Source organism: Streptomyces corchorusii (assembly GCF_001514055.1).
Taxonomy (GTDB): domain Bacteria; phylum Actinomycetota; class Actinomycetes; order Streptomycetales; family Streptomycetaceae; genus Streptomyces; species Streptomyces olivaceoviridis.
The window spans coordinates 223,664-249,704 of sequence record NZ_KQ948357.1; the positions used below are offsets into that span (position 1 = coordinate 223,664).

Sequence of the window (26,041 nt, forward strand, 5' to 3'; positions counted from 1 at the left end):
AAACACCAGGAACCAGCTCGTGACAACGATCACCCCGGACCCCGGGAACCAAGGCGGCCACAGGCCCTCACTTCGCTCCGGAGCGGGTGCGCCCGGTACGCTCACCGCCGTGCCACACGCTGATCAGTCCCCCATCACCCAGAAGGGCCAACCCGTGACCTATCCGGGACTGCCCCGGCCGACGACGCTCCCCGCCACACCCCTCGCGGAGCTCGCCGGCCAGCTGGGTGTCACCGCGCCGGAAGCCGTCGCCGAGGTCACGGGGATCACCCACGACTCGCGCGCGGTCCGCCCCGGTGACCTGTACGCCGCCCTCCCGGGCGCCCGGCTGCACGGCGCCGACTTCGTCACCCAGGCCGCGAGCCTGGGCGCCGTCGCCGTGCTCACCGATCCCACGGGCGCCGAGCGCGCCGCCGCGTCCGGGCTGCCCGTCCTGGTGGTCGAGGACCCGCGCGGGCGGATGGGAGAGCTCGCGGCCACGATCTACCGCCACCCGGGCCGCGACCTGCTCCAGATCGGCATCACCGGCACCTCCGGCAAGACCACCACCGCCTACCTGGTGGAAGGCGGCCTGAAGACCGTCCGGTCGACCGGCCTCATCGGCACCGTCGAGATCCGCATCGGCGACGAGCGCATCAAGTCCGAGCGCACCACGCCCGAAGCCACCGACCTCCAGGCCCTGTTCGCCGTCATGCGCGAAGGGGGCGTCGAGGCGGTCGCCATGGAGGTCTCCAGCCACGCCCTGGTCCTCGGCCGGGTCGACGGCTGCGTCTTCGACGTCGCCGTCTTCACCAACCTCAGCCCGGAACACATGGAGTTCCACTCCGACATGGAGGACTACTTCCGGGCCAAGGCACGGCTGTTCACGCCGGAACGCAGCGCGTTCGGCGTGGTCAACGCGGACGACGAGTACGGCCGCCGGCTCGCGAAGGAGGCGACCGTGCCGGTCGTCACCTTCTCCGCCGAGGGCCACCCGGACGCCGACTGGCGCGCCCAGGACGTCCAGGTCGGCCCCATGGACTCGACGTTCACCGTGCTGGGTCCGAACGGCGAGCGCGTGCACGCCAAGTCGCCGCTGCCGGGCCCCTTCAACGTGGCGAACACCCTCGCCGCCATCGTCGCCCTCGCCGCGGCCGGCCTGGACCCGCAGACCGCCGCCGACGGCATCGCCGCCGTCCCGGGCGTCCCGGGCCGCCTGGAGCGCGTCGACGCCGGGCAGCCCTACCTGGCGGTGGTCGACTACGCCCACAAGACCGACGCCGTCGAGTCGGTGCTCAAGGCGCTGCGCAAGGTCACCAAGGGGCGGCTGCACGTCGTCCTCGGCTGCGGCGGCGACCGCGACCAGACCAAGCGCGCCCCGATGGGCGCCGCCGTGGCCCGGCTCGCCGACACGGCCGTACTGACCTCCGACAACCCCCGCTCCGAGGATCCCCTCGCGATCCTCGCGACCATGCTCCAGGGCGCGGCCTCCGTGCCCGCGCACGAGCGTGGCGAGGTCCTCCTCTTCGAGGACCGGGCCGCCGCCGTGGCCGCCGCCGTGGGCCGCGCCCAGGCCGGCGACACCGTGCTGGTCGCGGGCAAGGGCCACGAGCAGGGCCAGGACATCGCCGGCGTGGTCCGTCCCTTCGACGACCGCCAGGTGCTTCGCGAAGCTATCCAGAAGACCCAGGGATGAAAATCCAGAAGACCCAGGGGATGAACTTGTGATCGCCCTCTCCCTCGCCGAGATCGCAGCTGTCGTCGGCGGGCAGACGCACGACATACCGGATCCGTCCGTGCAGGTCACGGGACCGGTCGTCCGGGACTCCCGCGAGGTGGTGCCCGGCAGCCTGTTCGCCGCCTTCGTCGGCGAGCGCGTGGACGGCCACGACTACGCCCGGGCGGTGACCGAGGCCGGCGCGGTCGCCGTGCTGGCCTCCCGCCCGGTCGGCGTTCCCGCGATCGTCGTCGAGGACGTCCAGACGGCCCTCGGCGCCCTCGCCCGGCACGTCGTACACCGGCTCGGCGCGACCCTCGTCGCCCTGACCGGCTCGGCCGGCAAGACCAGCACCAAGGACCTCATCGCCCAGGTGCTGCGGCGCAAGGCACCGACGGTGTTCACGCCCGGCTCGCTCAACAACGAGATCGGGCTGCCGCTGACCGCCCTGTCCGCCACCGAGGAGACACGGTTCCTCGTGCTGGAGATGGGCGCCCGGGGCATCGGGCACATCCGCTACCTCACCGGTCTCACCCCGCCGAGGATCGGCCTGGTGCTCAACGTCGGCAGCGCCCACATCGGCGAGTTCGGCGGACGTGAGCAGATCGCCCAGGCCAAGGGCGAACTCGTGGAGGCCCTCCCCCCGGCGGAGGAGGGCGGCGTGGCGATCCTCAACGCCGACGACCCGCTGGTGCGGGCCATGGCCTCCCGTACCAAGGCGAAGGTGGTCCTTTTCGGAGAGTCGGCCGAAGCGGACGTACGGGCCGAGAACGTACGACTCACGGACAGCGGACAGCCCTCCTTCAGGCTTCACACACCCTCCGGTGCAAGTGATCTGACGATGCGCCTGTACGGTGAGCACCACGTGTCGAACGCGCTCGCCGCGGCCGCCGTCGCCCATGAGCTGGGCATGTCCGCGGAAGAGATCGCCACCGCGCTCTCGGAGGCGGGCTCCCTCTCCCGCTGGCGCATGGAGGTCACCGAGCGCCCGGACGGCGTGACCATCGTCAACGACGCCTACAACGCCAACCCCGAGTCCATGCGGGCCGCCCTCAGGGCGCTCGCGGCCATGGGCAAGGGGCGCCGCACGTGGGCGGTGCTCGGCAAGATGGCCGAGCTGGGGGACGAGGCGCTCGCCGAGCACGACGCCGTCGGACGGCTCGCCGTCCGGCTCAACGTCAGCAAGCTCGTCGCCGTCGGGGGGATTGAGGCCTCCTGGCTGCAATTGGGCGCATATAACGAGGGTTCGTGGGGTGAGGAGTCGGTGCACGTGTCCGACGCACAGGCGGCGATCGACCTGTTGCGCAGCGAGTTGCGCCCGGGGGACGTCGTGCTCGTGAAGGCGTCCCGTTCGGTGGGTCTGGAGAGCGTCGCCCAGGCGCTCGTCGAGACCGGTGCCGAGGGTGAGGTTGCCGCCCGATGATGAAGCAGATCCTGTTCTCAGGAGTCATTGGCCTCTTCCTGACGCTGGTCGGCACTCCGCTGCTGATCAAGCTCCTCGCCCGCAAGGGCTACGGCCAGTACATCCGTGACGACGGCCCGCGCGAGCACGCCAGCAAGCGCGGTACGCCGACCATGGGCGGTATCGCCTTCATCCTGGCGACGATCGCCGCGTACTTCCTGAGCAAGCTCATCACCGGTTACCCGCCCACCTACTCCGGGCTGCTGGTCCTCGGCCTGATGTTCGGCATGGGCCTGGTCGGCTTCCTCGACGACTACATCAAGATCGTCAAGCGGCGCTCGCTGGGCCTGCGGGCCAAGGCCAAGATGGCCGGCCAGCTGATCGTCGGCATCGCCTTCGCCGTGCTGTCGCTCCAGTTCTCCGACGCCCGCGGCAACACCCCGGCCTCCACCAAGCTGTCGTTCATCACCGACTTCGGCTGGTCCATCGGCCCGGTGCTGTTCGTCGTCTGGGCGCTGTTCATGATCCTCGCGATGTCGAACGGCGTGAACCTCACCGACGGTCTGGACGGCCTGGCCACCGGTGCCTCCGTGCTCGTCTTCGGCGCCTACACCTTCATCGGCGTCTGGCAGTTCCAGGAGTCCTGCGCCAACGCGGGCACCCTGACCAACCCCGGTGCCTGCTACGAGGTGCGCGACCCGCTCGACCTCGCGGTCGTCGCCTCCGCGCTGATGGGCGCCTGCCTCGGCTTCCTGTGGTGGAACACCTCGCCGGCGAAGATCTTCATGGGCGACACCGGCTCGCTCGCCCTCGGCGGTGTCCTCACCGGCCTGGCCATCCTCTCCCGCACGGAGCTGCTGGTGGCCATCATGGGCGGCCTGTTCGTCCTCATCACCATGTCGGTCGTCATCCAGGTCGGCTCCTTCCGGCTCACCGGCAAGCGCGTCTTCCGGATGGCACCGCTCCAGCACCACTTCGAACTCAAGGGCTGGTCCGAGGTCCTGGTGGTGGTCCGATTCTGGATCATCCAGGGCATCTGTGTGATCGTCGGACTGGGCCTCTTCTACGCGGGATGGGCAGCGGACAAGTGACCTCCTCGGTGCCTTCTGGGCCTTCCGACTTCCAGGGCAAGCACGTCACCGTCGCCGGGCTCGGCGTCTCCGGCGTCCCGGCGGCGAAAGTGCTGCACGCGCGCGGGGCGATCGTCACCGTCGTCAACGACGGCGACGACGCACGCGCGCGGGAACAGGCCGCGGAGCTGGAGGCGCTCGGCATCACCGTGCGCCTCGGCGACGGCGAGACCCTGCCGGAAGGCACCGAGCTGATCGTCACCGCGCCCGGCTGGAAGCCGGACAAGCCGCTGTTCCTCGCCGCCGGGAAGGCCGGTGTGCCGGTCTGGGGCGACGTGGAGCTGGCCTGGCGGCTGCGCGGCCCGGACGCGGCCCCCTGGCTGGCGGTGACGGGCACCAACGGCAAGACCACGACCGTCCAGATGCTCGCCTCCATCCTGAAGGCGGCGGGCCTGCGCACGGCCGCCGTGGGCAACATCGGCGTCTCCCTGCTGGACGCGGTCCTCGGCGAGGAACCGTACGACGTCCTCGCCGTGGAGCTGTCCAGCTACCAGCTCCACTGGGCGCCCTCCCTGCGGGCGCACTCCGCGGTGGTCCTCAACCTCGCGCCGGACCACCTGGACTGGCACGGCTCCATGGAGGCGTACGCGCGCGACAAGGGCCGCGTCTACGAGGGCAACCAGGTCGCCTGCGTCTACAACGTCGCCGACAAGGCCACCGAGGACCTCGTGCGCGAGGCCGACGTCGAAGAGGGCTGCCGCGCCGTCGGGTTCACGCTCGGCACGCCCGGCCCCTCCCAACTCGGCGTCGTGGACGGCATCCTGGTCGACCGGGCCTTCGTGGAGAACCGGCAGAAGAACGCGCAGGAGCTGGCCGAGGTCTCCGACGTCGACCCGCCCGCGCCGCACAACATCGCCAACGCCCTCGCCGCCGCCGCCCTCGCCCGCGCCTTCGGGGTGCCCGCGAGCGCCGTACGGGACGGTCTGCGGGCCTTCCGCCCGGACGCCCACCGCATCGCGCACGTCGCCGACATCGACGGGGTCGCGTACGTGGACGACTCCAAGGCGACCAATACCCACGCCGCGGAAGCATCGTTGGCGTCCTATGAACCGATCGTGTGGATCGCGGGCGGTCTGGCGAAGGGCGCGACCTTCGACGAGCTGGTCGCCAGGTCGGCGAAGCGGCTTCGCGGTGCCGTCCTGATCGGTGCCGACCGGGCCCTGATCCGGGACGCCCTCGCGCGACACGCGCCGGAAGTACCCGTGGTCGACCTCGACCGGACCGACACTGGGGCGATGCTCCAGGCGGTGACGGAAGCGAAGCGGCTGGCGCAGCCCGGCGACACGGTGCTGCTGGCCCCGGCCTGTGCCTCCATGGACATGTTCACCAACTACAACCAGCGCGGTGACGCGTTCGCGGCGGCGGTCCGCGAACTCGGCGCCTGACCCCGGCCGCCTGCCGGGCGGATCTTGGGAGGGACGCGTGGGACGGTCGACGTTCAACGGAGGCGCCGATGCCCAGTAGCCGTACCGGCCGGCCACCCGTGCAGCGGGCGTCCCGGCGCCCGCGCGCCGCCGTTCCCCGGCACCCGCGCGAGAACCCCGTACAACGGCTCTACACCCGCGCGCGCAGGGCCTGGGACCGGCCGCTGACCGCCTACTACCTGATCGTCGGCGGCAGTGTGCTGATCACCGTGCTGGGCCTGGTGATGGTCTACTCGGCCTCCCAGATCACCGCGCTCCAGCTGTCGCTGCCCGGGTCGTACTTCTTCCGCAAGCAGTTCCTCGCCGCGCTGATCGGCGGCGCACTGCTGTTCGCCGCCTCCCGCATGCCGGTGAGGCTGCACCGGGCGCTGGCCTACCCGATCCTCGCCGGCGCCGTCTTCCTGATGGCCCTGGTGCAGGTGCCCGGGATAGGGATGGCGGTCAACGGCAACCAGAACTGGATCTCCCTCGGCGGCTCTTTCCAGATCCAGCCCAGCGAGTTCGGCAAGCTCGCCCTGGTGCTGTGGGGGGCGGACCTGATCGCCCGCAAGCAGGAGAGGAAGCTGCTGACCCAGTGGAAGCACATGCTGGTGCCGCTGGTCCCGGTCGCGTTCCTGCTGCTCGGGCTGATCATGCTCGGCGGCGACATGGGCACCGCGATCATCCTCACGGCGATCCTCTTCGGCCTGCTCTGGCTGGCGGGCGCGCCGACTCGGCTGTTCGCGGGCGTGCTGTCCGTCGCCGGCCTGATCGGTGTGACGCTCATCAAGACGAGCCCCAACCGGATGGCCCGCCTCGCCTGCATCGGCGCCACCGAGCCCAAGGCCGGGGTCGCCGACTGCTGGCAGGCCGTGCACGGCATCTACGCCCTGGCCTCCGGCGGGCTCTTCGGCTCCGGACTCGGCGCGAGTGTGGAAAAATGGGGCCAACTCCCGGAAGCGCACACCGACTTCATCTTCGCCGTCACCGGTGAGGAACTGGGCCTGGCGGGGACGCTGTCGGTGCTCGCCCTGTTCGCGGCTCTAGGCTATGCGGGTATCCGCGTGGCCGGACGCACGGAGGACCCCTTCGTGAGGTATGCCGCGGGAGGCGTGACCACCTGGATCACCGCCCAGGCGGTGATCAACATCGGTGCGGTGCTCGGTCTGCTGCCGATCGCCGGTGTCCCCCTCCCGCTGTTCTCCTACGGAGGGTCCGCCCTGCTGCCGACCATGTTCGCCATCGGGCTGCTGATCGCCTTCGCGCGCGACGAGCCCGCTGCGCGGGCAGCGCTTGCGATGCGGCAACCTCGCTTTGGTAGAAAGCGGGCGGGAGACCCAGGGCCCGTCAAAAGGCCGACCGGGGCTCCTCGGAGATGGAACACGATGCGACGGCGTGCCTCGGCGGCGCGTTCGTCCGGAGAGCGGTGAATTTCGGTGCATGTCGTACTCGCCGGTGGAGGGACCGCCGGCCACATCGAGCCCGCGCTCGCCCTCGCGGACGCCCTGCGCAGGCAGGACCCGACCGTGGGGATCACGGCCCTGGGCACGGAGCGCGGCCTGGAGACCCGGCTCGTCCCGGAGCGCGGCTACGAGCTGGCGCTGATCCCGGCGGTGCCGCTGCCGCGCAAGCCCACCCCCGAGCTGATCACCGTCCCGGGCCGGCTGCGCGGCACGATCAAGGCGGCCGAGCAGATCCTGGAGCGCACCAAGGCGGACTGCGTGGTCGGCTTCGGCGGCTATGTCGCCCTGCCCGGCTATCTGGCCGCCAAGCGCCTCGGCGTGCCCATCGTGATCCACGAGGCCAACGCCCGTCCGGGCCTGGCCAACAAGATCGGCTCGCGGTACGCGGCCCGGGTCGCCGTCTCCACCCCGGACAGCAAGCTGCGTGACGCCCGCTACATCGGCATCCCGCTGCGCCGCTCCATCGCCACGCTGGACCGCGCCGCCGTCCGTCCCGAGGCCCGCCACCGCTTCGGCCTCGACCCCAACCTGCCCACGCTGCTCGTCTCCGGCGGCTCGCAGGGCGCCCGGCGGCTGAACGAGGTGACCCAGGCGGTCGCCCCGTGGCTCCAGCAGGCCGGCATCCAGATCCTGCACGCGGTCGGCCCGAAGAACGAACTGCCGCAGGTGCACCAGATGCCGGGAATGCCCCCCTACATCCCGGTAAGTTACCTGGACCGGATGGACCTCGCGTACGCGGCGGCCGACATGATGCTCTGCCGCGCGGGTGCGATGACCGTCGCCGAACTCTCCGCCGTCGGGCTCCCGGCCGCGTACGTCCCGCTGCCCATCGGCAACGGCGAACAGCGGCTCAACGCCCAGCCGGTGGTCAAGGCCGGCGGCGGACTCCTCGTCGACGACGCGGACCTGACCCCCGAGTGGGTGCAGCAGAACGTGCTGCCCGTGCTCGCCGACCCGCACCGGCTGTACGAGATGTCCCGCGCGGCGAGCGAGTTCGGCCGCCGGGACGCCGACGACCTGCTCGTCGGCATGGTGTACGAGGCGATCGCCTCGCGCCGATAGGACCGTATGACGAAAGGGCAGTGAGCAGCGTGGCCGGACCCTCCACCGCCGAGCGCGGTGAACGCCAGCAGGAGTCGTCCGGCCCGCCGCCCGCCCGCGGGCCGGGCCGGCGGCGCCTTCGCGCGATCGCCGCCCTGGCCGCCCTCCTCGTGCTCCTGGGCGCCGGTTCCGTCTGGGTCCTGTACGGCTCGTCGTGGCTGCGCGTCGAGCACGTCTCGGTGTCGGGCACGCGCGTGCTGACGCCGGCCGAGGTGCGCCGGGCGGCGGCCGTGCCTGTCGGAAAACCGATGATTTCCGCCGACATGGATGCCATCGAAGCCCGACTTCGTCGGAAATTGCCCCGAATTGACACCGTTGATGTGGCGCGTTCCTGGCCGCACGGAATCAGCCTGAAAGTGATCGAGCGCACTCCGGTGCTGCTGATCCGAAAGGGCGCGAACTTCGTCGAAGTCGACGACGACGGGGTGCGCTTCGCCACGGTCGCGCAGGCGCCGAACGGCGTTCCGATGCTGCGCCTGTCCGCGTCCCGGACGGGTCCGGGCGCCGCCAGCTTCCGGCGCTTCGGCACCGACCGGCTGGTACGCGAGGCGGTCCGGGTCGCGGGGGACCTGCCGGCCGCCGTGGCGAAGACCGCCCGGAGCGTCCACGTGCGCACCTACGACGACATCACGCTGGAGTTGGCCGGCGGCCGCACCGTCGAGTGGGGCAGCGGCGAACAGGGCCGCGCCAAGGCACGGGCCCTCACGGCTCTCATGAAAGCATCTCCCGGCGCGCGGCACTTCGATGTCAGCGTCCCCACCGCCCCTGCGTCATCGGGTAGTTGACGCACATCCGCGCAGGCCAGCACCCTGGTTGGGCACCGCTACGGCTGATCACATAGGGTGAAAAGAAAAACGGGAGGTTCGGCGTGTTCGTTGAACGGGCGCCACTTGTCGACTTAGTGTCCTGTTCAGAAGACTCCAGGGAACAGACACACTGGTAACCCTAAACTTCAGGGTTAGGGTTCGGGTCGGCGTTACGGACCGTCCCATTCGGCATCCGTCGTCCCGGCGCGGGGCACCGCACGGCGGCGACAACGTAATTCGAGGCGAGAGGCCTTCGACGTGGCAGCACCGCAGAACTACCTCGCAGTCATCAAGGTCATCGGTGTCGGCGGCGGTGGTGTCAATGCCATCAACCGGATGATCGAGGTCGGTCTCAAGGGCGTCGAGTTCATCGCCATCAACACCGACGCACAGGCGCTGTTGATGAGCGACGCCGACGTCAAGCTCGACGTCGGCCGCGAACTCACCCGCGGACTCGGCGCCGGAGCCAACCCGGCCGTCGGCCGCAAGGCCGCCGAGGACCACCGCGAGGAGATCGAGGAGGTCCTCAAGGGGGCCGACATGGTCTTCGTGACGGCCGGTGAAGGCGGCGGCACCGGCACCGGCGGCGCGCCCGTCGTGGCCAACATCGCGCGCTCGCTCGGCGCCCTCACCATCGGCGTGGTCACCCGCCCGTTCACCTTCGAGGGACGGCGTCGCGCGAACCAGGCCGAGGACGGCATCGCCGAACTCCGCGAAGAGGTCGACACCCTCATCGTCATCCCGAACGACCGGCTGCTGTCCATCTCGGACCGCCAGGTCTCGGTCCTGGACGCCTTCAAGTCCGCCGACCAGGTCCTGCTCTCCGGTGTTCAGGGCATCACCGACCTCATCACCACCCCCGGCCTGATCAACCTCGACTTCGCCGACGTCAAGTCGGTCATGTCCGAGGCCGGTTCGGCCCTCATGGGCATCGGCTCGGCCCGCGGCGACGACCGTGCGGTGGCCGCGGCCGAGATGGCGATCTCCTCGCCGCTGCTGGAGGCGTCCATCGACGGCGCCCGCGGCGTGCTGCTCTCCATCTCCGGCGGCTCGGACCTCGGCCTGTTCGAGATCAACGAGGCCGCCCAGCTGGTCAGCGAGGCCGCCCACCCCGAGGCCAACATCATCTTCGGCGCGGTCATCGACGACGCCCTCGGCGACGAGGTCCGGGTCACCGTGATCGCGGCCGGCTTCGACGGCGGTCAGCCGCCCGCCCGCCGCGACAACGTCCTCGGCACGGCCTCCGGACCGGCCCCCGCCCGCCGCGAGGAGCCCGCTCCGTCCCGGCCGAGCGAGCCGAGCCGTCCGTCCTTCGGCTCGCTGGGCAGCGTCAAGCCGAAGGAGGAGCCGGAGCCGGCGCCCGAGCCGGTGGCCGAGATCCCGGTCGCCCCGCCGGTGCCGCCGGCGCCCCGGACCTACTCGGACAGCGCGGCCGAGGAGCTGGACGTCCCGGACTTCCTCAAGTGATAGGACAGCGCGAGAGCGTGAGCGGCGCGCACTTCGCCTTCACCGACCGGTGGGGCGGGGTGAGCGCCGCTCCGTATGAGGAGCTGAACCTCGGCGGCGCGGTCGGCGACACACCCGAGGCGGTACGGGGCAACCGGGAGCTGGCGGCCAAGTCGCTCGGCCTGGACCCCGGCCGGGTCGTCTGGATGAACCAGGTGCACGGCGCCGACGTCGCCGTGGTGGACGAGCCGTGGGGCACGGAGAACCCGGTGCCGGAGGTCGACGCGATCGTCACCGCCCGGCGCGGGCTCGCCCTCGCCGTCCTCACCGCCGACTGCGTGCCGGTGCTGCTGGCCGACCCCGTCGCCGGTATCGTCGCGGCGGCCCACGCCGGCCGGCCCGGCATGGTCAAGGGGGTCGTCCCCGCCGCCGTGCGCGCCATGGTCGAACTCGGTGCCGAGACCCGCCGGATCGTCGCCCGCAGCGGCCCGTCCGTGTGCGGCCGGTGCTACGAGGTGCCGGAGGCGATGCGCGCCGAGGTGGCCGCCGTCGAGCCGGCGGCGCACGCCGAGACGAGCTGGGGCACGCCGGCGCTCGATGTGAGCGCCGGCGTGCACGCGCAGCTCGACCGGCTCGGGGTGTGCGACCGGGCGCAGGCGCCGGTGTGCACGCTGGAGTCGGGCGACCACTTCTCGTACCGCCGCGACCGCACCACCGGGCGGCTCGCGGGCTATGTCTGGCTGGACTGATGGGGCATGACGGACCGTAAGACCGAACTCGCCGCGAATCTGGCGAAGGTGGAGGAGCGCATCGCCGCCGCGTGTGCGGCGGCCGGGCGCGCCCGGGAGGAGGTGACCCTGATCGTGGTCACCAAGACCTACCCGGCGAGCGATGTGCGGATCCTGTCGGAACTCGGTGTGCGCCACGTCGCCGAGAACCGCGACCAGGACGCGGCCCCGAAGGCCGCCGCCTGTGCGGATCTGCCCCTGAAGTGGCACTTTGTGGGTCAGTTGCAGACCAACAAGGTGCGTTCCGTGGTCGGTTACGCCGATGTCGTGCAGTCGGTCGACCGTTCGCGGCTCGTCGCCGCGCTGTCGAAGGAGGCGGTGCGGGCGGAGCGCGAGGTGGGCTGTCTGATCCAGGTCGCGCTCGACGCGGGAGCGAGCGGCCGGGGCGACCGCGGTGGCGTGGGCCCGGAGGGAATCGAAGAGTTGGCCGACCTCGTCGCCGAGGCACCCGGACTGCGGCTCGACGGACTGATGACCGTCGCTCCGCTCACCGGGGAGTACGCGGGACGCGAACAGGCGGCGTTCGAGCGCCTGGTGGTTTTGTCGACTGACCTGCGCCGGGCTCATCCGGCTGCAACCATGGTGTCGGCAGGGATGAGCGCGGACCTCGAACAGGCCGTGGCCGCCGGGGCGACACATGTGCGCGTCGGCACCGCGGTACTCGGAGTCCGCCCCAGGCTCGGGTAACGTCGCCAGGAAGTCGGACCACAGCAGAAAATATGGTCAGTGCGCGCCAATGCGGGCACAACGACCACGTGGATCGCGGGCACTTGGCAGTCGTCAGTCGATCCACCACAGAGCGGAGGACTCAGAGCATGGCCGGCGCGATGCGCAAGATGGCGGTCTACCTCGGCCTCGTGGAGGACGATGGGTACGACGGCCGCGGATTCGACCCCGACGACGACTTCGAGCCCGAGTTGGACCCGGAGCCCGAGCGGGACCACCGACGGCACGAGCCGTCGCACCAGTCGCACGGTGCACACCAGTCCCAAAGGGACGAAGAGGTGCGAATCGCACAACCGCCCGCGCCTCGCGAACCGGTGGCCCGTTCGACTTCGCTCGCCGCGGAATCCGGACGTCCGGCGCGGATCGCGCCCGTGGCATCCATCACACAAGAACGTCAGTCCCTGGAGAAGAACGCGCCGGTGATCATGCCCAAGGTCGTGTCGGAACGAGAGCCTTACCGGATCACCACGCTTCACCCGCGGACCTACAACGAGGCCCGTACCATCGGGGAACACTTCCGTGAGGGCACCCCGGTGATCATGAATCTGACTGAGATGGATGACACAGACGCCAAGCGACTTGTCGACTTTGCGGCCGGTTTGGTGTTTGGTCTTCACGGCAGCATCGAGCGGGTGACGCAGAAGGTGTTCCTGTTGTCTCCTGCTAACGTCGATGTCACGGCGGAGGACAAGGCCCGCATCGCAGAGGGCGGGTTCTTCAACCAGAGCTGAGACGTATGACCGGATCGAAGCACGGAAGAGCACGGAACAGGGGAGAGGGAACCACAGGCCATGAGCGTGTTCGCGCAGGTGATCTACATCGCGCTGATGGTGTTCCTCGTCGTGCTCATCTTCCGGCTGGTCATGGACTACGTCTTCCAGTTCGCCCGCTCGTGGCAACCCGGCAAGGCGATGGTGGTCGTACTGGAGGCCACCTACACTGTCACCGATCCACCGCTGAAGCTTCTGCGGCGGTTCATCCCGCCGCTGCGTCTCGGGGGCGTGGCGCTCGACCTGTCCTTCTTCGTACTGATGATCATCGTCTACATTCTCATCGCCGTCGTGCGGAACTTCGTGAGATGAGGATGGGGGACGATCCGGTCTTGCCGACTGCCGATGACTACGTTGAGGTGAAGAGATGCCGTTGACCCCCGAGGACGTGCGGAACAAGCAGTTCACGACCGTCCGCCTCCGAGAAGGCTATGACGAGGACGAGGTCGATGCCTTCCTCGACGAGGTCGAAGCCGAACTGACGCGTCTGCTCCGCGAGAACGAGGACCTGCGCGCCAAGCTGGCCGCGGCCACCCGTGCCGCCGCGCAGAACCAGCAGAACGCGCGCAAGCCCCCGGAGCAGGACCAGCAGCAGCACCAGCAGCAGCAGGGCATGCGAGGTCCCGGCGCTCCGGTGCCCGCCGGGATATCGGGCCCGCCGCAGCAGCAGATGGGTGGCCCCATGGGTGGTCCGCCCCAGCTGCCGAGCGGTGCCCCGCAGCTGCCCGCCGGCCCCGGCGGTCAGGGCGGCCCGCAGGGTCCCGGCCCGATGGGCCAGGGTCCGATGGGTCAGGGCCCGATGGGCGGACAGCCGCCCATGCAGCAGCAGATGGGCGGCCCGATGGGCGGTCCCATGGGTGGCCCCATGGGCGGTCCGATGGGCGGCCCCGGTCAGGGCCCCGGTGGCGACAGCGCCGCCCGTGTCCTCTCGCTGGCCCAGCAGACCGCCGACCAGGCGATCGCCGAGGCCCGCTCCGAGGCCAACAAGATCGTCGGCGAGGCCCGCAGCCGCGCCGAGGGTCTGGAGCGTGACGCCCGTGCCAAGGCCGACGCCCTGGAGCGGGACGCGCAGGAGAAGCACCGCGTCGCCATGGGCTCCCTGGAGTCCGCCCGCGCCACGCTGGAGCGCAAGGTCGAGGACCTGCGCGGCTTCGAGCGCGAGTACCGCACGCGCCTGAAGTCGTACCTGGAGTCGCAGCTGCGTCAGCTGGAGACCCAGGCCGACGACTCGCTGGCCCCGCCGCGCACTCCGGCCGCCGCGTCCCTGCCGCCGTCCCCGGCGCCCTCCATGGCCCCGGCCGGCGCGAGCGCACCGTCCTACGGCGGCAACCAGGCGATGGGCGGCAACCCCTCGCCGTCCGCCCCGTCCTACGGCGGTCAGCAGCAGATGACCCCGGCCATGACCCAGCCCATGGCCCCGGTCCGCCCGCAGGGCCCGTCCCCGATGGGTCAGGCTCCCTCGCCGATGCGTGGGTTCCTGATCGACGAGGACGACAACTGAGCACCGGGCACCAGTACGACAACGGCGTCGGCAGCGTCTGATAGGGCGGGCCCCCCGGACTTCGGTCCTGGGGGCCCGCCCTTTTTACGCGCGTTGCACGCGGACGGAACCATGAGCGAAGGGCCCGGCCTCCCTGGGGAGACCGGGCCCTTCTTCGAACCGCTCGGCGCTTACGCCTTGCGCAGCCGGAACGTGAGGGACAGCCCCTCGTCGGTGAACGGCTCACCGAAGCTGTCGTCGGCCTCACCCTGGCCGAAGTCGGTCGACAGGACCTCGTCGGCGATCAGCCCCGCGTGCTCGATGAGGGCCGCGACCACGGCCGGGTCCGTGGAGGTCCAGCGCAGCGCGATCCGGTCGGCGACATCCAGTCCGCTGTTCTTGCGGGCCTCCTGGATCAGCCGGATCGCGTCACGGGCCAGGCCCGCCTGCCGCAGCTCCTCGGTGATCTCCAGGTCCAGCGCCACCGTGGCGCCGGAGTCGGAGGCCACCGACCAGCCCTCGCGCGGGGTCTCCGTGATGATCACCTCGTCCGGAGCGAGGGCGACCGTCTCACCGTCGACCTCCACGGAGGCCGTGCCCTCGCGCAGGGCGAGGGACAGCGCGGCGGCGTCGGCGGCGGCGATCGCCTTCGCCACGTCCTGCACCCGCTTGCCGAACCGCTTGCCGAGCGCCCGGAAGTTGGCCTTCGCGGTCGTGTCGACCAGGCTGCCGCCGACCTCGCTGAGCGACGCCAGGCCCTCGACGTTCAGCTCCTCCGTGATCTGCGCGTGCAGCTCCCGGTCCAGGGCCTCGAACCCGGTCGCCGCGATCAGCGCCCGCGACAGCGGCTGACGCGTCTTGACACCGGATTCCGCGCGCGTGGCACGGCCCAGCTCCACCAGCCGGCGGACCAGGACCATCTGCTTCGACAGCTCCGGGTCGATCGCCGACAGGTCCGCCTGCGGCCAGGTGGCCAGGTGCACGGACTCCGGCGCGCCCGGGGTGACCGGAACGACCAGGTCCTGCCACACCCGCTCGGTGATGAACGGGGTGATCGGCGCCATCAGCTTGGTGACCGTCTCCAGCACCTCGTGCAGCGTGCGCAGCGCGGCCTTGTCGCCCTGCCAGAAGCGGCGGCGGGAACGGCGGACGTACCAGTTCGACAGGTCGTCGACGAACGCGGACAGCAGCTTGCCGGCGCGCTGGGTGTCGTACGCCTCCAGTGCCTGCGTCACCTGGTCGGTGAGCGCGTGCAGCTCGGACAGCAGCCAGCGGTCCAGCACCGGCCGCTCGGCCGGCGCCGGGTCCGCCGCGGACGGCGCCCAGTTCGACGTACGGGCGTACAGGGCCTGGAAGGCGACGGTGTTCCAGTAGGTCAGCAGCGTCTTGCGGACGACCTCCTGGATGGTGCCGTGGCCCACCCGGCGCGCGGCCCACGGGGAACCGCCGGCGGCCATGAACCAGCGCACCGCGTCGGCGCCGTGCTGGTCCATGAGCGGGATCGGCTGGAGGATGTTGCCCAGGTGCTTGGACATCTTGCGGCCGTCCTCGGCCAGGATGTGGCCCAGGCAGACGACGTTCTCGTACGACGACTTGTCGAAGACGAGCGTGCCGACGGCCATCAGCGTGTAGAACCAGCCACGGGTCTGGTCGATCGCCTCGGAGATGAACTGTGCCGGGTACCGGCTCTCGAACAGCTCCTTGTTCTTGTACGGGTAGCCCCACTGCGCGAACGGCATCGAGCCCGAGTCGTACCAGGCGTCGATGACCTCCGGCACGCGCGTGGCCGTCGCGCCGCAGCCCTCGTGCGGGCAGGCGAAGGTGACCTCGTCGATGTACGGGCGGTGCGGGTCGAGGCCCGACTGGTCGGTGCCGGTCAGCTCGCTCAGCTCGGCGAGGGAGCCGACGCAGGTGAGGTGGTCCTCCTCGCAGCGCCAGATCGGCAGCGGGGTGCCCCAGTAGCGGTTGCGGGACAGCGCCCAGTCGATGTTGTTGTTCAGCCAGTCGCCGTACCGGCCGTGCTTGACCGTCTCCGGGAACCAGTTGGTCTTCTCGTTCTCCTGGATGAGCCGGTCCTTGATGGCCGTCGTGCGGATGTACCAGGAGGGCTGCGCGTAGTAGAGCAGCGCGGTGTGGCAGCGCCAGCAGTGCGGGTAGCTGTGCTCGTACGGCAGGTGCTTGAACAACAGGCCGCGCTGGTTCAGGTCGTCGGTGAGCTGTTCGTCCGCCTTCTTGAAGAAGACGCCGCCGACCAGCGGGACGTCCTCCTCGAAGGTGCCGTCCGGGCGGACCGGGTTCACGACCGGCAGGCCGTAGGAGCGGCAGACCTTGAGGTCGTCCTCACCGAAGGCCGGGGACTGGTGCACCAGGCCCGTACCGTCGTCGGTGGTGACGTACTCGGCGTTCACGACGAAGTGCGCCGGGGCCGGGAACTCCACCAGCTCGAACGGACGTTGGTACGTCCAGCGCTCCATCTCGGCGCCGGTGAAGGTCTGGCCCGTGGTCTCCCAGCCCTCGCCGAGCGCCTTGGCGACCAGCGGCTCGGCGACGACGAGCTTCTCCTCGCCGTCGGTGGCGACCACGTAGGTCACCTCCGGGTGCGCGGCGACCGCCGTGTTGGACACCAGGGTCCAGGGGGTCGTCGTCCACACCAGGAGGGCGGCCTGGCCGGCGAGCGGACCGGAGGTGAGCGGGAAACGGACGTACACCGACGGGTCGACGACCGTCTCGTACCCCTGCGCCAGCTCGTGGTCGGACAGGCCGGTGCCGCAGCGCGGGCACCAGGGGGCGACCCGGTAGTCCTGGGTGAGGAGTCCCTTGTCGAAGATCTGCTTCAGCGACCACCACACCGACTGCACGTAGTCGGGGTCCATGGTCCGGTAGGCGTCGTCCAGGTCGACCCAGTAGCCCATGCGGGTGGTCAGCTCGGCGAACGCGTCGGTGTGCCGGGTCACGGACTCGCGGCACTTGGCGTTGAACTCGGCGATGCCGTACGCCTCGATGTCCGGCTTGCCGGAGAAGCCCAGCTCCTTCTCGACGGCCAGCTCGACGGGCAGGCCGTGGCAGTCCCAGCCCGCCTTGCGGGCCACGTGGTAGCCGCGCATGGTGCGGAAGCGGGGGAAGACGTCCTTGAAGACGCGGGCCTCGATGTGGTGGGCGCCGGGCATGCCGTTCGCGGTGGGCGGGCCCTCGTAGAACACCCATTCCGGGCGGCCCTCGGACTGCTCCAGGCTCTTGGCGAAGATCTTCTGCTCGCGCCAGAAGTCGAGCACGGCGTGCTCAAGAGCGGGCAGGTCGACCTGTGCGGGCACCTGGCGGTACGTCGGCGCTGTCATCTGCGAGCATCCTCCAACGGACTTGCTGCCTTCCGTCGGAGGGACGAGAGCCTTCGTTCCTGTCTACGCCGTGTGCGGCGCGCTCCCGCGGTACCACCCTCCTTGGCCCTCCGCCACGCCGTACGCGTCGGTGAGCCCCCTCATTGGGGTCGCGAAGCCGGTTCTACTCGCCGCCGCCCTGCGGCTGCGGCTTTCTTCCGGCGGCTCCGGGGTGATCTTCACGTCGCGCTCGCCCCCGGGCTCACACCGTCCCCGGGTCGCTCTGGGCTGCGTACGCCGCTACTCGTCCCCATCCACGCTTCTCGCTCCGCCCAGTGTACGGCGCCGCGCGGACAGCGGCGGACCGGTTTTCCGCGCGGCGCCGGCGGGGCCCGCCGACCGGGCCGTATGACCCGAACGGCGAGGGGAGCGGGCGCCGGGGTCGCCGCGGGTCCGGCCCGGCGGATTACCCGGCGGGGAGCTGGGCACAACGGATGCATGCCCGTGGCTCGGGGGGTGCGGGCGGGCGAATCGGGCGGTGTGCCCCGTTGCCGCGGGACTCAAGTCGATTTATCGTCCCAGCACGATTCGCGAGCAAGATCACAATATGTGAAGGGGCCGCGGCCATGGTGGCGAAGAAGACCGCCGTACAGCAGCCGGCGACCGGGAAGACTGGCGCGAGGCCTGCCACCAAGAAGACGGCCCCGGGCACGACGGCCGCCACGAAGACGGCTGCCGTGAAGGCGGTGGCCGAGAAGGCGGCGCCCGGCAGGGTGACTGCCACGAAGGCGGCTGCCACGAAGACGGCTGCCGCGAAGGCGGTGGCCACCAAGGCGGTGGCCACGAAAGCGGTGGGCACCAAGGCGGTCGTCGGCAGGAAATCGGCCGCTACGGGGAAGGTCGCGAAGAAGACGGCTGAGAAGAAGACTGCCGAGAAGAAGGCGGCTGCGAAGAAGGCGGCTGTGAAGGAAACTGCCGGCAGAACGGCCGCGAAGGAGGACGCGGGCGCCAAGGCGGTCACCAAGAGGCCGGCCGTCAGGGCGACGGCGGCCGACCGGACGGCCGTCGGCAGGACGACCGGCAAGAAGCCGGCCGCGAAGGCCGTGAAGGAGGCCCTGAAGGAGACCGTGAAGGAGGCGGCTGGGAAGGACGCGGCGGCCAGGAGGACCGCCGTGGCGGAGAAGTCCGCGGCGAAGAAGACGGCCACGAAGAGGTCGGCCGCCCAGCGGACGGCCGCGGCGGAGAAGTCGGCGATGAAGCAAACGGCCGCCAAGGAGACGGCCGCCGAAGAAGCGGTCGGCGGGAAGGCCATCGTCAAGAAGGCCGCCCCCGGGAAGGCCGCGGTGAAGGAGACGGCCGCGGTGAAGGAGACGGCCGGCAAGAGCACGACCAAGGACGCGGGCGCGGCGCGGGCCGCGAAGCAGACGGGAGCCACGACGGTGGTTGCGAAGAAGACTCCTGGCACGGCCACGGCGGAGCAGACCGCCGTTCCCAAGGCGCGGCTCGGCGCGGTGGAGCCCGGCGAACTGGCGGTACGCCCCGGTGAGGACCCCTGGACCGCGGAAGAGGTCGACGAGGCCCGCGCGGAGTTGCAGTCCGAGCTGGAGCGGCTGCGGGAGGAGATCAGCTCGTCCGAGGCCTCCCTGGTCGGCCTGATGCGGGACTCCGGGGACGGCGCGGGCGACGACCAGGCCGACACCGGCACCAAGAACATCACGCGCGAGCACGAGCTGGCGCTGGCCGCCAACGCGCGCGAGATGCTCGTCCAGACCGAGCGCGCCCTGGAACGGCTCGACGCGGGTACCTACGGCCTGTGCGAGAACTGCGGCAACGCCATCGGCAAGGCCCGGATGCAGGCGTTCCCGAGGGCCACGCTGTGCGTGGAGTGCAAGCAGAAGCAGGAACGCCGCTCCTGAGCGCGAGGGGCCCTCAGGGCGTGCCGTAGTCTCGTCCTCAGTCAGGCACCTAGGTTGAGGGACTCACGTGGCAGAGGCGGAGCGGATCATCGGTACGCCGGACACCCCGGACGACGGCGGCGAGCACACGGCGGCGGCCGGGGCACCCGCCGGCACCGGCGCGGTCGGTGCGTCCGGGCAGGCCGGCGCGTCCGGCGCGGGCGGGCAGGGAGCCACGGCGGGGCGGGCCGGCCGGGGGCGCCGGATCGCCGTGCTGTTCGCGGTGGCCGTGTTCGCGTACGCCCTCGACCTGATCAGCAAGATGCTCGTCGTGTCCCGTCTGGAGGGGCACGCGCCCATCCAGGTCGTCGGTGACCTGCTGGAGCTGCACGCGATCCGCAACCCGGGTGCCGCCTTCGGGTTCGGCGCGGCCTTCACGGTGATCTTCACGCTGATCGCCGCGGCCGTGATCGTCGTGATCATCCGCCTGGCCCGCAAGCTGTACAGCTTCCCGTGGGCGGTCGCGCTCGGCCTGCTGCTCGGCGGCGCGCTCGGCAACCTCACCGACCGGATCTTCCGGGCGCCGGGCGTCTTCGAGGGCGAGGTGGTGGACTTCATCGCGCCCAAGGGCTTCGCGGTGTTCAACCTCGCCGACTCGGCCATCGTGTGCGGCGGCATCCTGATCGTGCTGCTGTCCTTCCGCGGCCTGGACCCCGACGGCACGGTCCACAAGGACTGATCCCGGGGTCCGTCCGGGTTTTCCACAGGCTCGTGCGGAGCCGTCCGGCCCGTCCGGCATACTCGACGGGTGAGCACGATTCCCGAGATCCGTACCCTGCCCGTGCCCGACGGCCTGGAGGGTGAGCGCGTCGACGCCGCCATCTCCCGCATGTTCGGCTTCTCCCGCACGAAGGCGGCCGAGCTGGCCGCGGCCGGCAAGGTGCAGGTCGACGGCGCGGTGGTCGGCAAGTCCGAGCGGGTGCGCGGCGGCGCCTGGCTTGAGGTCGAGATGCCGCAGGCGCCCGCGCCGGTGCAGGTGGTCGCCGAGCCGGTCGAGGGCATGGAGATCGTGCACGACGACGATGACGTGGTCGTGATCGTCAAGCCGGTCGGCGTGGCCGCGCACCCGTCGCCGGGCTGGTCCGGCCCGACCGTCATCGGCGGCCTCGCCGCCGCCGGGTACCGGATCTCCACCTCCGGCGCCGCCGAGCGCCAGGGCATCGTGCACCGCCTGGACGTCGGCACGTCGGGCCTGATGGTGGTCGCCAAGTCGGAGTACGCGTACACCTCGCTCAAGCGCCAGTTCAAGGAGCGCACGGTCGACAAGCGCTACCACACCCTGGTCCAGGGCCACCCGGACCCGACGAGCGGCACCATCGACGCCCCGATCGGCCGCCACCCGAACCACGACTACAAGTGGGCGGTCACGGCCGACGGCAAGCCCTCGGTGACCCACTACGACCTCATCGAGGCCTTCCGCGCCGCCTCCCTGCTGGACGTCAAGCTGGAGACGGGCCGCACCCACCAGATCCGCGTCCACATGGCCGCCCACCGCCACCCCTGCGTCGGCGACCTCACCTACGGCGCCGACCCCACCCTCGCCAAGCGGCTGCGCCTGACCCGCCAGTGGCTGCACGCCGTACGCCTCGGCTTCGAGCACCCCGGCGACGGCTCCTGGGTGGAGTTCGCGAGCGACTACCCCGACGACCTCCAGCAGGCCCTCGACCAGGTCCGGGAGGAGACATGGGCGTGAGCCCCGCCTACACCGTCCGGGTCGCCGAGGACCCCGCCGACCGCGAGGCCTGCTTCGCGGTCCGCAAGGAGGTCTTCGTGGCCGAGCAGGGCGTGGCCGAGGACATCGAGTACGACGCCTACGACGCCGTGGCCGTCCATGTGCTCGCGGTCCGCGAGGACGGGGTGCCGCTGGGCACCGGGCGCCTGCTGCACGGCGAGGCGGCGGTCGCGAAGACCGGCGGGGACCCGGCGGTGGGCTCGCTGGGCCGGCTCGCCGTCTCCCGGGCGGCCCGTGGGCTCGGCGTCGGCGCGGCCTTGGTGCGCGCCATCGAGGACGCGGCCCGCGCGCGTGGCCTCACGGCGGTGGACCTGCACGCGCAGACCCACGCCCTGGGTTTCTACGAGCGGCTCGGCTACGAGGCGTACGGCCCCGAGTTCCCGGACGCGGGCATACCGCACCGGGCGATGCGCCGGACCTTGTAGCCGGGGGAGCCGCCGCCGGCCGCACGAGTCCGCGCCGGAGTGCGCGGGCGCCAAGGCGTCGGTACGCCGGGTCGCGGGCGTCGTGGCAGGCTTGAGGTCTGCCGTGTGATCGTCGACTCCCGGAGCGCCGTCCGTGGATCAGCTGGCTCTGTTGTTCGTCCTTCTGCTCGGGGCCCTGGTGAGCGTCCCGGTGGGGGACCGGTTCGGGGTGCCGGCGCCGGTGCTGATGACCCTGTTCGGCGGGGTCCTGGCCGTGGCCCAATTCGTGCCCAACGTGGACATCCCGCCGGACCTGATCCTGCCCGGGCTGCTGCCACCGCTGCTCTACGCCGCCGTCCGCCGGACCTCCTGGCGGCAGTTCGCGGCCAACCTCCGGCCGATCCTCCTGCTGGCCGTGGCCCTGGTGTTCGTCACGACGGTGTGCGTCGCGTTCGTCGCCAACGCCATCGTGCCGGGGCTGCCGATCGCCGCCGCCGTCGCGCTGGGTGCCCTGATCGCGCCGCCCGACCCGGTCGCCGCGACCAGCGTCGCCGGACAGCTCGGGCTGCCGCGCCGCCTGGTGTCGATCCTGGAGGGCGAGGGCCTCTTCAACGACGTCACCGCCATCGTGCTGTACCACGTGGCCATCGCCGCGGCCGTGAGCGGTGCGTTCTCGCCCTGGCGGGCCGGTCTGGACCTGGTGCTGTCCGCCGTCGTCGCGGTGGCCGTGGGCCTGGCGCTGGGCTGGGGCGCGAACAAGCTGATGGACCTGCTCGGCGATCCGACCCTCCAGATCGGCATGACCCTGCTGGTGCCGTACGCCTCCTATGTGCTCGCCGAGAAGCTGCACGGCTCCGGGGTGCTCGCGGTGCTGACCACGGCGCTCTTCCTCGCCGAGTACGCCACCGACGCCGACGACGTGATGACCCGGCTCGCCGGCCACACCTTCTGGGACATCATCGACACGCTCGTCACCGGCGTCGCCTTCGGACTCATCGGACTGGAGCTGCACAACGCCATCCGCACGGCCCAGGGGCGGTGGGGCGAGATGCTCGGCTGGGCGGCGGCCGTCGTGGGCGTGGTGGTCGTCGTACGGCTGCTGTGGCTGCTGCCGGCGACCTGGCTGACCAAGCGGCTGCACGCCCGCCGGGACTACGACGAGGAGATCCCGGTGAGCTGGCGGGAGACCGTCGTGATGTGGTGGTCCGGGATGCGCGGGGTGGCCTCGGTGGCGCTGGCGCTGGCCGTGCCGCTCAAGACGGACGCCGGGGCGCCGTTCCCCGACCGGGACGAGATCGTCTTCATCGCCTTCGGGGTGATCGTCGTCACGCTGGTGGTGCAGGGGCTGACGCTGCCCTGGCTGGTGAAGCGGCTCGGGGTGCGGGCGGACTCCGAACGGGAGAAGGAGTTCGAGAAGGAGCTGGCGGTGCGGGCGGCGAAGGCGGCGAAGCGGCGGCTGCGGGAGATCGAGCAGGTGGAGGAGCTGCCCGAGGAGCTCTCCGAGCAGATGCTGCGGAGGGCCTTCGACATCGGGATCCGGATCAGCCCGGACATGGGCGAGGAGGAGCGGCGGGAGGCGCACCACCAGCGGGCCAGGCGGCTGAAGCGGGTGCGGCGCATCCAGAACGAGATGCTGAGCGCCGCGCGCCACGAGGTCCTGGCGGCGCGGAGCGAACCGGGGGCGGACCCGGAGATCGTGGACCGGGTGCTCCGGCATCTCGACGTGCGGAGCCTGCGGTGAGCGCCGGGCACCAGCCGTGGAAGCCGCCCCCGCCAGTCATATGAATGTGGCGACCCTGTGGATAACTCCCGGCACGGTCCGCCCCACGCTCCTACTCTCGGATCATGACTCGCAACATCGTGATCAGTGGCGGCGGCACGGGCATCGGACTGGCGGCGGCGAGGGCGTTCGCGGCGGACGGGGACCGGGTGCTGTTGCTCGGGCGGCGCGCGGAGGTGCTGGAGAAGGCCGGTGTGCCCGGGGCGCTCACCTACGCGGCGGACCTCGCCGAACCGGGTGACGTCCGCGGTGTCGCCCGGTTCGTCGCCGACGAGCTGGGCACCGTGGACGTGCTCGTGAACAGTGCCGGAGGAGCCGGATACCTGGAGCCCCCGGCCGGCAGCGACGACCCCCTCGACCGGGTCGCCCACAACTGGACCGTCAACTTCCGGCAGAACACCCTGACCGCCGCGCTCCTCACCGAGGCGCTGAAGGACCGGCTCGCCGAGCCCGGTGGACGGGTGCTGTTCCTGAGCTCCATCGCCGCCTACCGGGGCTCGGGCACGGGTGCCTACGCGGCGGCCAAGGCCGGGCTGCACCCGTACGCCCACGACCTGGCCCGGGAGCTGGGTCCGCGCGGCATCACCGTGAACGTGGTGGCCCCGGGGTATGTCGAGGACACCGAGTTCTTCGGCGACACCATGGACGAGGCCCGGCGGGAGAGGCTCATCGCGGACACCTCGACCGGCCGCGCCGGCATACCGGGGGACGTCGCCGAGACCCTGCGCTGGCTGGCCTCGCCCGCCGCCGGGCACGTCACCTCGCAGATCGTCCAGGTGAACGGGGGCGCGGAACGGGGCCGTTGAGCGGCGCGGCCGGTCCCGGCCGGCCCCTGCCGGTGACCGGTCAGCCCCGGCCGGTGCGCGGGAACTCGTAGGCCCTGCGCAGGGACGCGCGGTCGGGGGACGGGACACGGGACGGTGGAAGCACCGACTCCGCGGTGTTCACCCGGGGCAGCGCGTAGGGGTGCTCCGCCGACAGCCAGCTGATCATCTGCTCGCGGACCGTGACCCGTACCGACCAGATGTCGTCGGCGTCCTTCGCCGTCACCAGCGCGCGTACCTGGATGGTGTTCGGCGTGGTGTCCGTCACCTGGAGGTTGCACGCGCGGCCGTCCCAGGCCGGGCACGCGCGCAGGATGTCCCGCAGTTTCTCGCGCATCGCCTCGATCGGCGCGCTGTGGTCGAGATGCCAGTAGACGATCCCGGTCATCTGCGGAGTGCCACGGGACCAGTTCTCGAAGGGTTTGGAGGTGAAGTACGACACCGGCATGGTGATCCGGCGCTCGTCCCAGGTCCGTACCGTCAGAAATGTCAGGGTGATCTCCTCGACCGTGCCCCACTCGCCGTCGACCACGACGGTGTCGCCTATGCGCACCATGTCGCCGAAGGCGATCTGGAGCCCGGCGAACATGTTCGACAGCGTCGACTGGGCGGCGACACCGGCGATGGCGGCGATGATGCCCGCCGAAGCCAGCAGGGAGGCGCCCGCCGCGCGCATCGCCGGGAACGTCAGCAGCATCGACGAGACGGCCACGACGATGACGATCGCGGACACCACCCGCATGATCAGCTCCACCTGCGTGCGCACCCGGCGCACCCGGGCCGCATCGCGGTTGACGCGGGCGTAGCGGGTGTAGGTGGTCTCGACGATCGCCGCGGCGATCCGGATCACCAGCCAGGCGGCCGAGCCGATCAGCACCAGTGTCAGCGTCCGGCCGATGCCGACCTGGTGGCGCTCCAGCAGCTTCGCCTGGTCGTAGGACCCGCGCAGCAGAGCGGTGCACAGGACGAGCTGGTAGGGGATGCGGGCACGGCGCAGCAGCCCCCACAGGGGGGTGTCGTGGTCGCGTTCGTCGGCCTTGCACAGCAGCCGGTCGGTGACCCAGCCGATGGCCAGGGTCAGCAGCACCGTGCCGCCGAGCACGATCAGTGGGCGGAGTACGTTCTCCATGCCTCCGCTCCTAACCGGAGTGCGCAGGGCATGAACATGTGAGTTCGGCGCGTTCCTGGGTACGGCGGCACCGGCACTGCCGGAGCCGGCTGGCACCATGGCCTCATGAACATCATGCTCTTTCACTCGACCTACGGGCTCAGGCCCGCGGTGCGCGAGGCCGCGGACCGGCTGCGCGCGGCGGGCCACGAGGTGTGGACGCCGGACCTCTTCGAGGGGCGTACGTTCGACACCGTCGAGGAGGGCATGGAGTTCAAGGAGCGGACCGGCAAGGAGGAGCTGCTCAAGCGGGCCGTGCTGGCTGCGGCGCCGTACTCGGACCGGGGGCTGGTGTACGCGGGGTTCTCGCTCGGCGCCTCCGTCGCCCAGACCCTGGCCCTCGGCGACGACAAGGCGCGCGGGCTGCTGCTCCTGCACGGCACCTCGGACATCGCGCCGAACGCGCACGTGGACGAGCTGCCGGTGCAGCTGCACGTGGCCGAGCCGGACCCGTTCGAGACGGACGATTGGCTGAGCGCCTGGTATTTGCAGATGGGCCGGGCGGGCGCCGATGTGGAGGTCTACCGGTACGCGGGGGCCGGGCACCTCTACACCGACCCCGGGCTGCCGGACTACGACGCGGAGGCCGCCGAGGCCACCTGGCGGGTGGCGCTCGGCTTCCTCGAATCGCTCGGCTGAGCGCTCACGTCCGG

At 71.2% G+C, this 26,041-nt stretch carries 22 protein-coding genes; 20 read left to right on the top strand and 2 right to left on the bottom strand.

Features of this window, described 5'->3' with window-relative positions; translation table 11 throughout:
• The first annotated feature begins 19 nt into the window (after positions 1-19).
• The 13 genes from AQJ11_RS19525 (at position 20) to AQJ11_RS19585 (ending at position 14,232) form a co-directional block, all read left to right on the top strand.
• A complete protein-coding gene (locus tag AQJ11_RS19525) occupies positions 20-1,675 on the top strand; it encodes a UDP-N-acetylmuramoyl-L-alanyl-D-glutamate--2,6-diaminopimelate ligase (protein WP_167360866.1) in 1,656 nt (551 codons plus the stop codon).
• Between the two features lie 28 nt (positions 1,676-1,703).
• The gene (locus AQJ11_RS19530; protein ID WP_014672172.1) at positions 1,704-3,119 is read left to right on the top strand and encodes a UDP-N-acetylmuramoyl-tripeptide--D-alanyl-D-alanine ligase; all 1,416 of its coding nucleotides are present in this window, start codon (positions 1,704-1,706) and stop codon (positions 3,117-3,119) included.
• Complete coding sequence (gene mraY / locus AQJ11_RS19535; RefSeq protein ID WP_030347870.1) at positions 3,119-4,189, top strand: phospho-N-acetylmuramoyl-pentapeptide-transferase; 1,071 nt, start codon at positions 3,119-3,121, stop codon at positions 4,187-4,189. The genes AQJ11_RS19530 and mraY overlap by 1 nt, the downstream gene beginning before the upstream one ends.
• On the top strand, positions 4,171-5,613 hold the full coding sequence (gene murD, locus AQJ11_RS19540; RefSeq protein WP_203348890.1) for a UDP-N-acetylmuramoyl-L-alanine--D-glutamate ligase: 1,443 nt from the start codon (positions 4,171-4,173) through the stop codon (positions 5,611-5,613). The genes mraY and murD overlap by 19 nt, the downstream gene beginning before the upstream one ends.
• Before the next feature lie 68 nt (positions 5,614-5,681).
• Positions 5,682-7,061 carry a putative lipid II flippase FtsW gene (gene ftsW, locus AQJ11_RS19545; protein ID WP_014672169.1) on the top strand — a complete coding sequence of 460 codons (1,380 nt, stop codon included), beginning with the start codon at positions 5,682-5,684 and terminating at the stop codon, positions 7,059-7,061.
• A gap of 6 nt (positions 7,062-7,067) precedes the next feature.
• Positions 7,068-8,156 (top strand): undecaprenyldiphospho-muramoylpentapeptide beta-N-acetylglucosaminyltransferase, encoded by a 1,089-nt coding sequence (gene murG, locus AQJ11_RS19550; RefSeq protein ID WP_014672168.1) that lies wholly within the window; start codon positions 7,068-7,070, stop codon positions 8,154-8,156.
• A 29-nt stretch (positions 8,157-8,185) separates the two neighbouring features.
• Positions 8,186-8,980: a cell division protein FtsQ/DivIB gene (locus tag AQJ11_RS19555; protein WP_059264032.1), complete on the top strand. Its 795-nt coding sequence runs from the start codon at positions 8,186-8,188 to the stop codon at positions 8,978-8,980.
• Positions 8,981-9,259: 279 nt separating this feature from the next.
• Entirely contained in the window at positions 9,260-10,468 is a 1,209-nt protein-coding gene (ftsZ, locus tag AQJ11_RS19560) for a cell division protein FtsZ (RefSeq protein ID WP_014672166.1), read from the top strand.
• Positions 10,465-11,196: a peptidoglycan editing factor PgeF gene (pgeF, locus tag AQJ11_RS19565; RefSeq protein WP_059263878.1), complete on the top strand. Its 732-nt coding sequence runs from the start codon at positions 10,465-10,467 to the stop codon at positions 11,194-11,196. The genes ftsZ and pgeF overlap by 4 nt, the downstream gene beginning before the upstream one ends.
• A gap of 6 nt (positions 11,197-11,202) precedes the next feature.
• The gene (locus AQJ11_RS19570) at positions 11,203-11,922 is read left to right on the top strand and encodes a YggS family pyridoxal phosphate-dependent enzyme (RefSeq protein WP_058080214.1); all 720 of its coding nucleotides are present in this window, start codon (positions 11,203-11,205) and stop codon (positions 11,920-11,922) included.
• Between the two features lie 128 nt (positions 11,923-12,050).
• On the top strand, positions 12,051-12,692 hold the full coding sequence (locus tag AQJ11_RS19575; RefSeq protein WP_014672163.1) for a cell division protein SepF: 642 nt from the start codon (positions 12,051-12,053) through the stop codon (positions 12,690-12,692).
• A gap of 60 nt (positions 12,693-12,752) precedes the next feature.
• A complete protein-coding gene (locus AQJ11_RS19580; protein ID WP_014672162.1) occupies positions 12,753-13,043 on the top strand; it encodes a YggT family protein in 291 nt (96 codons plus the stop codon).
• 55 nt (positions 13,044-13,098) lie between these two features.
• Positions 13,099-14,232, top strand: coding sequence for a DivIVA domain-containing protein (locus AQJ11_RS19585; protein WP_158506438.1), 1,134 nt, complete (start codon positions 13,099-13,101; stop codon positions 14,230-14,232).
• 170 nt (positions 14,233-14,402) lie between these two features.
• Here the strand turns inward: AQJ11_RS19585 and ileS are convergent, their stop codons facing one another.
• On the bottom strand, positions 14,403-17,546 hold the full coding sequence (gene ileS, locus AQJ11_RS19590; protein ID WP_059263879.1) for an isoleucine--tRNA ligase: 3,144 nt from the start codon (positions 17,544-17,546) through the stop codon (positions 14,403-14,405).
• Positions 17,547-18,262: 716 nt separating this feature from the next.
• On the opposite strand from ileS, the gene AQJ11_RS19595 reads away from it, so the two are divergent.
• From AQJ11_RS19595 to AQJ11_RS19620, 6 genes are all read left to right on the top strand, one after another.
• Positions 18,263-19,441, top strand: a complete 1,179-nt coding sequence (locus tag AQJ11_RS19595) for a TraR/DksA family transcriptional regulator (protein ID WP_059264033.1) — start codon at positions 18,263-18,265, stop codon at positions 19,439-19,441.
• A 67-nt stretch (positions 19,442-19,508) separates the two neighbouring features.
• Complete coding sequence (gene lspA, locus AQJ11_RS19600) at positions 19,509-20,159, top strand: signal peptidase II (RefSeq protein ID WP_014672157.1); 651 nt, start codon at positions 19,509-19,511, stop codon at positions 20,157-20,159.
• 69 nt (positions 20,160-20,228) lie between these two features.
• Positions 20,229-21,173 (top strand): RluA family pseudouridine synthase, encoded by a 945-nt coding sequence (locus AQJ11_RS19605; protein ID WP_014672156.1) that lies wholly within the window; start codon positions 20,229-20,231, stop codon positions 21,171-21,173.
• The gene (locus AQJ11_RS19610) at positions 21,164-21,637 is read left to right on the top strand and encodes a GNAT family N-acetyltransferase (RefSeq protein ID WP_041665114.1); all 474 of its coding nucleotides are present in this window, start codon (positions 21,164-21,166) and stop codon (positions 21,635-21,637) included. The genes AQJ11_RS19605 and AQJ11_RS19610 overlap by 10 nt, the downstream gene beginning before the upstream one ends.
• Positions 21,638-21,770: 133 nt before the next feature.
• A complete protein-coding gene (locus AQJ11_RS19615) occupies positions 21,771-23,357 on the top strand; it encodes a Na+/H+ antiporter (protein ID WP_059263880.1) in 1,587 nt (528 codons plus the stop codon).
• A 104-nt stretch (positions 23,358-23,461) separates the two neighbouring features.
• Positions 23,462-24,202: an SDR family NAD(P)-dependent oxidoreductase gene (locus AQJ11_RS19620; protein ID WP_014672153.1), complete on the top strand. Its 741-nt coding sequence runs from the start codon at positions 23,462-23,464 to the stop codon at positions 24,200-24,202.
• A 40-nt stretch (positions 24,203-24,242) separates the two neighbouring features.
• Here AQJ11_RS19620 and AQJ11_RS19625 read toward each other — a convergent pair whose 3' ends face one another.
• On the bottom strand, positions 24,243-25,349 hold the full coding sequence (locus tag AQJ11_RS19625; RefSeq protein WP_059263881.1) for a mechanosensitive ion channel family protein: 1,107 nt from the start codon (positions 25,347-25,349) through the stop codon (positions 24,243-24,245).
• 105 nt (positions 25,350-25,454) lie between these two features.
• Here AQJ11_RS19625 and AQJ11_RS19630 point away from each other — a divergent pair, with 105 nt between their 5' ends.
• A complete protein-coding gene (locus tag AQJ11_RS19630; RefSeq protein WP_014672151.1) occupies positions 25,455-26,027 on the top strand; it encodes a dienelactone hydrolase family protein in 573 nt (190 codons plus the stop codon).
• The last annotated feature ends 14 nt before the right edge of the window (positions 26,028-26,041 follow it).